Here is a 9,721-nt window from a genome sequence, read left to right as displayed (position 1 = left end):
GGACATACAAAAATCCCTCCATGATAATCAGATGAATTATAGTATTTCATCTGACAACCATAGAGGGATCATAACAGTAACCCCAAGCGGTCACTTTTTTACCAGCAACGGCCATCCCAGAATCCGTTAAGATCTTAGTTGCGCCGGCACTTAAAGACTTCGTTAAGGTCCCAGTGAAGTTTTGTGGCAAACTCATAATGAAAGTTCCGAGAGTCACAATCCCACCAGTAATTGGTTCAACTTTGTATTGGACAGCTAATTGGTAACCAAAGGTGAACGAGAAGATCAAGCCTAAGATTGCTAAAGTTCCTGTCCAAACCATGGCGTTAATCCCAATCAACCATTGCATTGAATTAACGAAGCCGAGCCAACCAAATTTCGTTGGAATATCGCGAACTAAGGCATTCAAAACAGTCGCGATTGATCCGGCCATCATGGCAGGCATAATTGCAATAAACGCGTCACGTAATGCGACTAACCAGCGAACGCCGCTGATTTTCGCTGCGACTGGGACTAAATGTTTATTTAGCCACTCAATAAATGAATTCATTTAACTCACTCCTAATGTTTTTTCACGTTGGCCATCTCAGATTCCCCCCTGAGACGCTTCCCGTACTAATTTTCGAGATCGATATTTTCGGTATGATAGTACAGTTCCAAGTCTTCATAAACAAAGTACGTCGTTGAAAAGTTGAACACATCACCACTAGCCAAATAGTTGATCCCGTCTAAACACATCGTTTTATCGCCAATTGGCAGGCCTACGAGCTTTGCACGTTCCGCAGTCAATCTGACTTGATGCACATAGTTTTCCGTGGTGCTCCCTGTGATACCGTAAGCGTCACGTAAAAAGGTAAAGATCGACTGTTGGACACTTTCTTCCGATAAAAACGGCACGATTGCTCTTGGAAAATAGGACTCTTCTAAGTCGTATAAACAATCCTTGAGATAACGTAGCCGAACGACCCGATACAGCTCATCGCCAAGTTCAATGTTGCCTTGCTTAGCGAGTTTTTCATCCGCTTTGATCTTATCAAACGTTACGATTTTAGATACCAATGGTCCACCTTCAACCATGGCCGCGCGGTCAAATCCGATTGATAAGTTCAAAACAGTTGCTGAATCATCTGGTTGCTTAATGATAAAATTACCGCTGCCTTGGACCCGTCGTAACAGGCCATGTCGAAATACCACGTCGATAGCTTTTCGAATAGTATTACGGCTCGCATTGAAACGTGCCATCAGCACTTTTTCAGTCGGCAATTTGGTTTCATAGTCACCAGCGATTATCGATTTAATAATATCTTGTGCAATTGCTCGATACATGGAAATTCCTCCTTTCGCATGTAATTGGTAGGCCTATATAAAACTTGTGCCCACAAATATGATAGCATATTCTATTTGAAAGCGCTTCAATATTTATAATTTTATACCAAAGAATTTTAAAATTGGTCAATACCAATTGTGACGGTGTTTTAACCACCTCTACCGGTGACTATTCTAATAAATATATTAATTTAAGGCCTTTAATTAAAGGGCTGGTCTATCTAGTTTTGACGCCAAAATGACTTTTGAAACGATTATAAAAATGATATAGCCTAAATCCGTAAAATTATAACATCGTATAAATAATTATCACCACTAATATATAATGCCGGTATACATCGGCTTAATTCCGGGTTATACTGGGGTTGGATTATGATAGTTAAGTACACTTACTAATTGTAAGAAGGAGAAAACATTATGTTGATTACTCAGTTCTTTAGACATTGTTGGAAACCAGTTAGTCTGTTAGTTATCGGATTCGGATTAATGACAGCGATTACAGGGCTGCCAACTCAAGCGTCGACTTTTAGTGGCCCTTCTCCCACGCAGTCGGCCCTTGCTACCCCATTAGTTACCCCATTGCCGAACATCCACAATTTGATGGCCTTAGCGACGCCCCCAACGACAACGGACACAGTAACCGGTACATTTGGTTCAAGTGACTGGTCCTTGCAAGCCGGCACCTTGACCATTGGCCCTGGTGACTTCGCAAACAATAGTAGCAACACCTCACCTTGGGCGGCATACAGCTCACAGATTACTAAGATCGAAATCACCGGCCCAGTAACTTTTAACACCTACGCTGCCGGATTATTTGCCGGTTTCGCAAATTTAGCTCAAATTGATGGCCTTGAAAACGTCGATACTAGCAAGACCATTTCTTTTGATGATCTCTTTCACAACGATTCACAATTAACGGATCTGACTGGGGTTGAACATTGGCAAACTAGTAACCTCAGAACGCTAAATCGCACATTTTTTGCAACCGCGTTAATTGGCACGCTGGACTTAAGCAACTGGGATGTCAGCTCATTAACTGGCGCTTCCATGGCCTTTGCCCGTGCTGGTGCGCTAGATGAAAATTCCAATCGGCTATTTAACTTATTAGACTTATCTGGTTGGAATTTTAAAACCGCCAAAGTTAACTTAGCCACTTTTGGCTATCAGCTTCAAGCCAACGCGATCAACACGACCGGTTGGGAAAATACAAGCCACATTACTAGTATGGAAAGCATGTTCACCTTTTCCAGAATACAAAAAATTGACATGTCGTCGTTTGATATGCGGCAATTAAACAATTCCTATGGTGGCACCCGACAAATGTTCACCTACGCCAGCGTGCTCAAAGAACTGAAAGTTGGGCCTTATACTAAGCTTGCTGGAACTGGCTTACCGTCAATCTCGGAAAGCAACAAATATACCGGTTATTGGCAAAATATCGGCTCAGGAACGGTCACTAATCCAAACGGTGATCAAGTTCTGACTACTGCCCAATTAGTGGCCGCCTATGATGGTAGCAAAACCCAAGCGACTGATACTTTTGTCTGGCAGCCAAAAGCTTCACAACCGGTGACGGTCAATTATGTTGATGCTACTACCGGCAAAGCTATTCAGCCAGCGACTACCATTACTGGTGCCATTGAAGATCCATTTACCATTACACCGCCGGCAATTACTGGTTACCGCTATCAAGGCACGCAGGATGACGCCTCACTGACGGGCAGCATTAGTGCCGACGCACAAGCCGTCACTTTGTTGTATCAGCAACAACCGACTGAAGGCAGTATTACCGTGAATTATCTCGATACAGATGGTAAAACGATTGCACCCGCACAAACGATGACTGGTCAACTTGGTAGCCACTATACGATCGACCCTAAAGCAATTACTGGTTACACTTACCAGTCGGGCGAGCTAACCGGGACTTATACCGAAACGAACCATGCCGTTAATCTGATTTATCAAAAAAACGTCGCGCACTCGACTGTCACGGTTAACTACGTTGATAGCGACGGCACTAAAATCGCTGAACCAACAACATTAACTGGGCCAGTCGATAGCGCTTATACGATTGAAAAGAAAGCCATTTCCGGCTATACCTTTCAGTCGGGCACATTAACTGGTAACTTTACAGTCACGCCGAAAACCGTCACGCTAAGTTATCAAAAAGATGCTGCCGCTCAGGGAACCGTTACGGTCAATTATCTTGATGACCAGGGCAAAGTCATTGCCCCAGCCAAAACATTAACCGGTGATCTCGATGCACCATTTGCCGTGAGTCAACCGACCATTGATGGTTTTACGTTTAAGCATGCCGATGGCAACCTCAGCGGGAGCTTTACTAAAGAACCACAAACCGTCAATCTGATTTATCAAGCTACCGCTGACAAGCAAGGTAGTGTCATCATCAAATTCCAGACAACGGACGGTCAATCACTCACCGAAGACACCCGGTTAACGGGCACGATTGATTCAGACTATACGATCACGCCACCAACTTTCAAACAGTACCAGTATCAGAAAGCAAGTGGCAACTTAACCGGAAAATTCAGTTCAGAAACGCCAACAGTCGTCTTAACCTATGCGAAGCAAACCGCAGACCAAGGACAAGTGACCGTTCATTATTTGGATTTAAACGGCCAACAACTTGCCCCCGTTGACACACTGTCCGGACCACTTGAAACCGCCTATACGACAACGGCCAAGTCAATTGCTGGCTACAGCCATGTGAAAACTACCGGGCAACCAACCGGCACGTTCAGCTCACAAGTGCAAAACGTGAATTACTATTACCAAAAACAAACTGGCAGCAACGATCAACGTCAGTTAACCGGCCAAGATTATACGATGGTAGTCAACGGGACCACGCCAACTGCCAGCGACTTTAAAGCAGCTGCAAAAGACAAAACTGGTCACTCAATTGCTGTCAAAGTTGATCTCAGTCAGGCTAAGCTTAACCAAGTCGGGACTTATCAAGTAACGTTGCGCACGGATGACGGTCAAACTTTAGTCGTCAAATTGCACGTCATCGCTGCCAACTCAGGCAGTAACGAAGCAGCTGACAAGTTGACGCCCGGTCAGACTCAGAAGCCCAATCAACCAGTGAGTGCTAACCAATTAAAGCCAGTACAGCCGGCGACAACGACCAAGCCTCGCAACCCAGCCAAAATATTACCGGCAACTGGTGAAGTTGCTAGTCATTTAGGCCTCATTGTTGGTCTGATTGGTTTAAGCGTTATCGGGCTCAAGTTTCGGAAACGTTTTTAAGCTGAGCCATTAAGAAGGGCTAGTTAATAACGCCATATCAATAATTAGCGCCGGTAGCTTAATTAACGGGTGCCACTTCCGGCTGGGACTGATAACATGCGGTCGTGGGACCAGGCCAAGCCAGACACGTCTTGCCCCTCGCTCGAAACCCTTGCAAAAGTCGCAAGTGTCCCGACCGGTCCGTGGTGTAAAATCGGCAAAAACAGCCGATTAACGCCACCATCACGACCGATGTGATCAGTCTCAGCCTCCAGTTAATTAGACTCAGCAAAGACAGGTCGAATAGTTGTGCCATATTGGTAAGATTCCAAGACATGGTTTACTGGCTCTGAATCGAAGCCACAGACTATCCTTTGGCTGTGACTGTCCATATAACACAACGATTCTGACTGACGGAGTGGCTCACCCAGAGCCTACTTTAGTAATGTCCGCTACTAATATGACAGTGCTAATAATTTTCTCACAATTTTAACCTTTATTAGTTGATCTATTGAACAACATCAAAAGACTAGTCGAAACATGAAATCTGTGGATTCATGTTTTGACTAGTTTTTAGTTGCGGGTTGGAAGTGAATAGTAACTATCAATCCTAATTTAAAAAGGTTTATTAAGTAACACATTAATCACGGGCGGTCGATAAACACACCCAAGAAAGCTTAAAGTGTTCCTAACTGAGCCATTATTTTTAAGAATCGAATCGTTTTATCTTGATAATCGCTAACCTAGCTGAAGGGTGTCGCTGATTGCATCGGACGTGAAAGTCCCGTTAGAACGGCGGGTTTTGCCGGTCTTACGGGACGGACGGTCCGGGATAGTTGCGACTTTTGCAACTATTCCGGGCGAAGGTCAAGACCGGGCCTCAGGCTTGGCCTGGTCCCTCGTCCGCATGTAATCAGCGACGCCCGGAAGCGACATTTTTCATCGCTAATGTACTAATACGACTGCAGTTACTAGTGATTCTCATCTTTCAACCTTTTTGATTATCCAATTGAAAGGTTAAACTCATTGTGCACTACGCCAGCCCACGCCGATTGAGCCAATAAACGAGCACAACCGCTGGCAAGGTCGTCATCATTACCGGATAGAACCACGTCCAAGGTAAAAAGGTGCTAATCAACCCGCCAAACATTGGGCCGAGCGTCATTCCTAAGTCGATCCCAATATAAAAAGTACTGTTAGCCAACCCGCGGTCACGCTTTGGGACTAGCGTTAATGCCTTCGCTTGGCAAATCGAGTACATCAAGCCGTAGCCCGCGGCTAACCCGAGCGCAGCGATGACTAACATCAGCCAGTTGCGCAAATCTACTAGCGCAAACACGCCAACAAAATTACAGCCAAGACAGCTCCAGAAAAACGTTTTAAACGGCACATGGTCAAACAAGTCGCGTAACCCGAGCCTCAAGCCTAATAAAATAATCGCATACACCGGGAAAAAGGCCCCGGCGGAAACCGCAAAATGGCGTTGCTCAATATAACTAACCAGATAAGTCTGCGTTGCAAAATAAGGCAGTGAAAATAGCATCAAAATCACTGCGACTGGGATAACCTTTGGTTGGACAATTCGCAGCCGATGACGCGTTGTGGCCGTTTTTACTAGTCGTGGAATTCCGCGATTACCTACAAATTGAATCAAAATTAACATCAACAAGCTGCAAATGGCCGACGTCCAGAACACCAACTGATAACTGAAATGGGCGTACAAGTAGACCGCTAAAGCCGGACCAACTGCCATCCCCATCGCGTTGGCCAGGCCATAGATTCCCATCCCAGAACCAATTTTATCGGCTGGAAGTAAGCCTGCCATCCAAGTTGCCATGCAAACTGAACAGAGCGTATAACCAATTCCAGTAATAATCCGGCAAATGATGATCACATCAATATTGGTCGTCAAACTATAGCCTAGACTCGCAACCACAAACATGCTCCCACCGACAAGCGTCAGATGATATTTGGACACGCGATCTGTCAAATTTCCAGCCACCGGTCGCAACAGTAGTGACGTCAAATTGGTGGCACCGGCAACCACCCCCGCTAATAGACTACTGGCACCGACTGAAGTAGCAAATCCCGCAATCACCGGGTTAATCAACATGGGATTCATTAAAAAGAAGAAACTAGCTGCCAAGACTAGCTTGACATCCTTTGTATACAAACGCGTTTTCATAACCTTTTGCACTTTCTAAACCAAAATTAGTTCTAACCACTCATAACAACCGATTTTCATTAACCATCAAACGCCAAAAAGTGTCCCGAGCAACCTTGCTCAGCACACTTCTGACTTTAATCATTAATCCAATTAAGCTTGGACTTGTTTCAAGGCGTTTTGCACCGCTTCTTTGATGGCACGACTCGAAGCCGACGCGCCTGAAATCGCGTCAACATCGGCAGAATTGGCCGCCACAATTGCTTTAGGCAACTGATCAACCGCCACCAAACCAACGTCTTCACTTTCATGATGTTGCACGACTTCAACTTTTTCAATTTGCTTTTGCCGGTAAGTGACACGTACGGTAATTTTGCCACCCAGCCCGCTATTTGAACTGCCCAAGTACTGGTCAGCGCCTAGTTTAACTTGCGCGGCTTTTTCGGTATCAACGATATCGTTAATCCCATTGGCATCCGTCGCACTAACCTCGTCTGCATCGGCTTTCATAGCGGCGGCATTTTCACCGGCCAGCTTACCAAAGACTAAGCATTCGGTCAAATTACCGCCGCCTTGGTAACAGTTTGAAACGATGCCGCCGAGTTCACCAGCACCATACAAATGTGGAATTGGTTGATTTTCGGTATCCAAAATTTGGGCATTTTCGTTACGTTGTGGGCCACCTTGCGTATTCAAAACATCGTTAGCGACCGCGATCGCATAATATGGACCATCATCAAAACAACGCATGCTCTCTGGATGACGTCCAAAGGCATAGTCTTGCCCTAACTTTTTAAATAAATTAAAGTCAGTTACAGTCGTTGTCAAGTTTTCTGCAGGCACGGACATTTGCGTCGCCAAATCAGCCAATGAACTCGCAGAAATCAATTTAGCCATAAATTCTGGATAAGGTAAGCGCCCATTTTCGGCTAGTTCTTGTTTGAAATCATTATACTGACTCTGATCAAACACCAAGTAAGGATGTTGGTTCTTCATTGGAATCAACCATGAGCCGTGGGTTTGAATGTGACCATGCCGATGTGGTGAATCTTCTGGGAAATAACGGGTCCCATCATCTGCTGTCACCAAAATACTACCATGCTTCAATAATGGCCAATTTAATTGACGGCCACGTTCATTTGGTTCTTCCTTAAACGTCAAACCAGGCAGGACCCCATGTGATTCATAATTCGCCATGTGCCACATTTTGGCGCCAACGGCTTGGGCCATTTTAACCCCATCACCACGATTGTAAAGTGTCCCTAGTGGTGTTAAGCGTTCACTGTGTAGGTAGGTTTGAACGAGTTCAGGGTTATTTTCAAAGCCACCCATCGCTAAGACGACCCCATTCGTTGCATGAATATTTAAGACTTGATCATGACGTTTGATTTGCACGCCACGAATAATGCCAGTACCGGGTTCTTGAATCAACTTTTGTGCCCGTGAGTCGAGCCAAATATCAATGTTATCTGTGCGATCCAGCACCTTTTGACGTAAGACTTTCCACAAGCCAGCATCTTTATCACGTTTATGGACTAAAGCGAAGTCAACCGTGTCACTCCCCTTGAATTCAGGATATTCGGCCATTGTTTTTTTGACATCTACCGCGTCACCAGGCTTGACATCGTGCTTCCAGCTCACTGCTTTAATGCTCAGATATTTTTCAAAATAGGTTGGAATTTGACTCATCCCATGTAAGTAGGCTTGCAACGTCTTTTCTGGCGTGGTATATGGGGCCCCGAGCGCATGATAGTAATCAGTTAACTTATCTAAACTGTCCCCCATAACGACGTGTTGTGCAGAATAGCGGGTATTCCCACCTTCACGACCATAAGGCGCAGCTTCAACGACTAACACGCGCGCACCTTGATCCGCCGCAAAACGAGCCGCTGAAGCACCGGCACCACCAAATCCAAGCACGATGACATCATAGTTTCCTTGCCAATCAACTTTCAGCGTGGCCGCACCAGTTTGCGCCTTGACGAGTTGGGTAAAGTGGGCAAAACAACTCTCTAAAAAGTTAACGGTTCGTTGATCGACCAAATTACCCGCTGCGTCAAAGGCTTTCGGCGCAAAACTCAACATGAATTCATTACCAGGGAGCACCGTCGCGTCGACACCAGGAGCATTGAGAATTAAGCGTAATTCATCTTGTGCCCGCGAAGTACCTTGAATGCCCAATGACGTGCCAACAATCATCAATGGTTTGCCGGCCAATGGATGAATGGTGCAAGATAGCCATTCAATGACACTTTTAAGCGCAGCCGGCACCGCGTGGTCATATTCAGGAACGCCAATAATAACACCGTCAGCCGCGTTAATTTGAGTCACCAACGTTTGCACACTGGTTGGCAGTTCATCATCGGCCTGTGGTTCTTTGAATAACGGCACTTGATCAATTTCCGCCACGGTCATCGTGACGTTTGAGCTAAAGTGATGCTGCATGTAATGGAGTAACTCACGATTATAAGATTTTTCAGCATTAGTACCAACGATTGCGACTAATTTCATAGTTAACAGTCCTTTTTTATTTAAACGTAAAATTCAAGAAACAGCGTGTGGTTGTTCACAAGGTCAATATAACCATTCCGAACAAAAAAACAATGTGAAATTTTAGCCAAGTGGGTTCAGGCCGCGTCATACCAATAAAAAATCAGTTTTTAAGTGACTTAAATTGATGTTAGACGGCATGTAAAGCGCTTACTTCTACTAAAAATTAATTTGAAAGTCATTAATAAAATTGATGATTTTTACAGTCTGGTAGTTTAAGCTGATCACTCCGCCACCATTAATCTCTCGAATACCGCGATTAAATTCATTGTATTATCACCGTTTTAGCCTATTTATGTGGTAATCAAGTTCCTAACAATTGCAATTAACCATTGACAGAAGCAAAATAAAAGTTATGATATGTTATGATCCCTCTATGGTTGTCAGATGAAATACTATAATTCATCTGATTATCATGGAGGGATTTTTGTATGT

Annotated in this window: 4 protein-coding genes and 1 pseudogene; 1 reads left to right on the top strand and 4 read right to left on the bottom strand. The window is 44.7% G+C overall.

Annotated features, from left to right (window positions below):
• Window positions 1-76: 76 nt before the first annotated feature.
• A pseudogene (locus tag FFM74_RS13115) lies at window positions 77-550 on the bottom strand (PTS sugar transporter subunit IIC); the annotation flags it as partial.
• Between the two features lie 65 nt (window positions 551-615).
• Window positions 616-1,326, bottom strand: a complete 711-nt coding sequence (locus FFM74_RS13110; RefSeq protein ID WP_137627080.1) for a GntR family transcriptional regulator — start codon at window positions 1,324-1,326, stop codon at window positions 616-618.
• A gap of 486 nt (window positions 1,327-1,812) precedes the next feature.
• Here FFM74_RS13110 and FFM74_RS13105 point away from each other — a divergent pair, with 486 nt between their 5' ends.
• Window positions 1,813-4,593 (top strand): MucBP domain-containing protein, encoded by a 2,781-nt coding sequence (locus FFM74_RS13105; protein WP_171000752.1) that lies wholly within the window; start codon window positions 1,813-1,815, stop codon window positions 4,591-4,593.
• Between the two features lie 1,012 nt (window positions 4,594-5,605).
• On the opposite strand, the gene FFM74_RS13100 is transcribed toward FFM74_RS13105, so the two are convergent.
• Both FFM74_RS13100 and FFM74_RS13095 read right to left on the bottom strand, forming a co-directional pair.
• Window positions 5,606-6,757, bottom strand: coding sequence for an MFS transporter (locus FFM74_RS13100; protein ID WP_137627078.1), 1,152 nt, complete (start codon window positions 6,755-6,757; stop codon window positions 5,606-5,608).
• Window positions 6,758-6,889: 132 nt separating this feature from the next.
• On the bottom strand, window positions 6,890-9,247 hold the full coding sequence (locus tag FFM74_RS13095; protein ID WP_137627077.1) for an FAD-binding protein: 2,358 nt from the start codon (window positions 9,245-9,247) through the stop codon (window positions 6,890-6,892).
• Between the last annotated feature and the right edge of the window lie 474 nt (window positions 9,248-9,721).

It is taken from the genome of Lactiplantibacillus pingfangensis (assembly GCF_005404945.1).
GTDB lineage: Bacteria > Bacillota > Bacilli > Lactobacillales > Lactobacillaceae > Lactiplantibacillus > Lactiplantibacillus pingfangensis.
The sequence above is the reverse complement of the archived record's forward strand: the minus strand, read 5'-3'. Positions and strand labels throughout refer to the sequence as shown.

Excerpts from the sequence above, each read along its gene's own strand:
- FFM74_RS13110 (WP_137627080.1), bottom strand. The coding sequence starts at position 1,326 with ATGTATCGAGCAATTGCACAAGATATTATTAAATCGATAATCGCTGGT.
- FFM74_RS13105 (WP_171000752.1), top strand. The coding sequence starts at position 1,813 with ATGACAGCGATTACAGGGCTGCCAACTCAAGCGTCGACTTTTAGTGGC.
- FFM74_RS13100 (WP_137627078.1), bottom strand. The coding sequence starts at position 6,757 with ATGAAAACGCGTTTGTATACAAAGGATGTCAAGCTAGTCTTGGCAGCT.
- FFM74_RS13095 (WP_137627077.1), bottom strand. The coding sequence starts at position 9,247 with ATGAAATTAGTCGCAATCGTTGGTACTAATGCTGAAAAATCTTATAAT.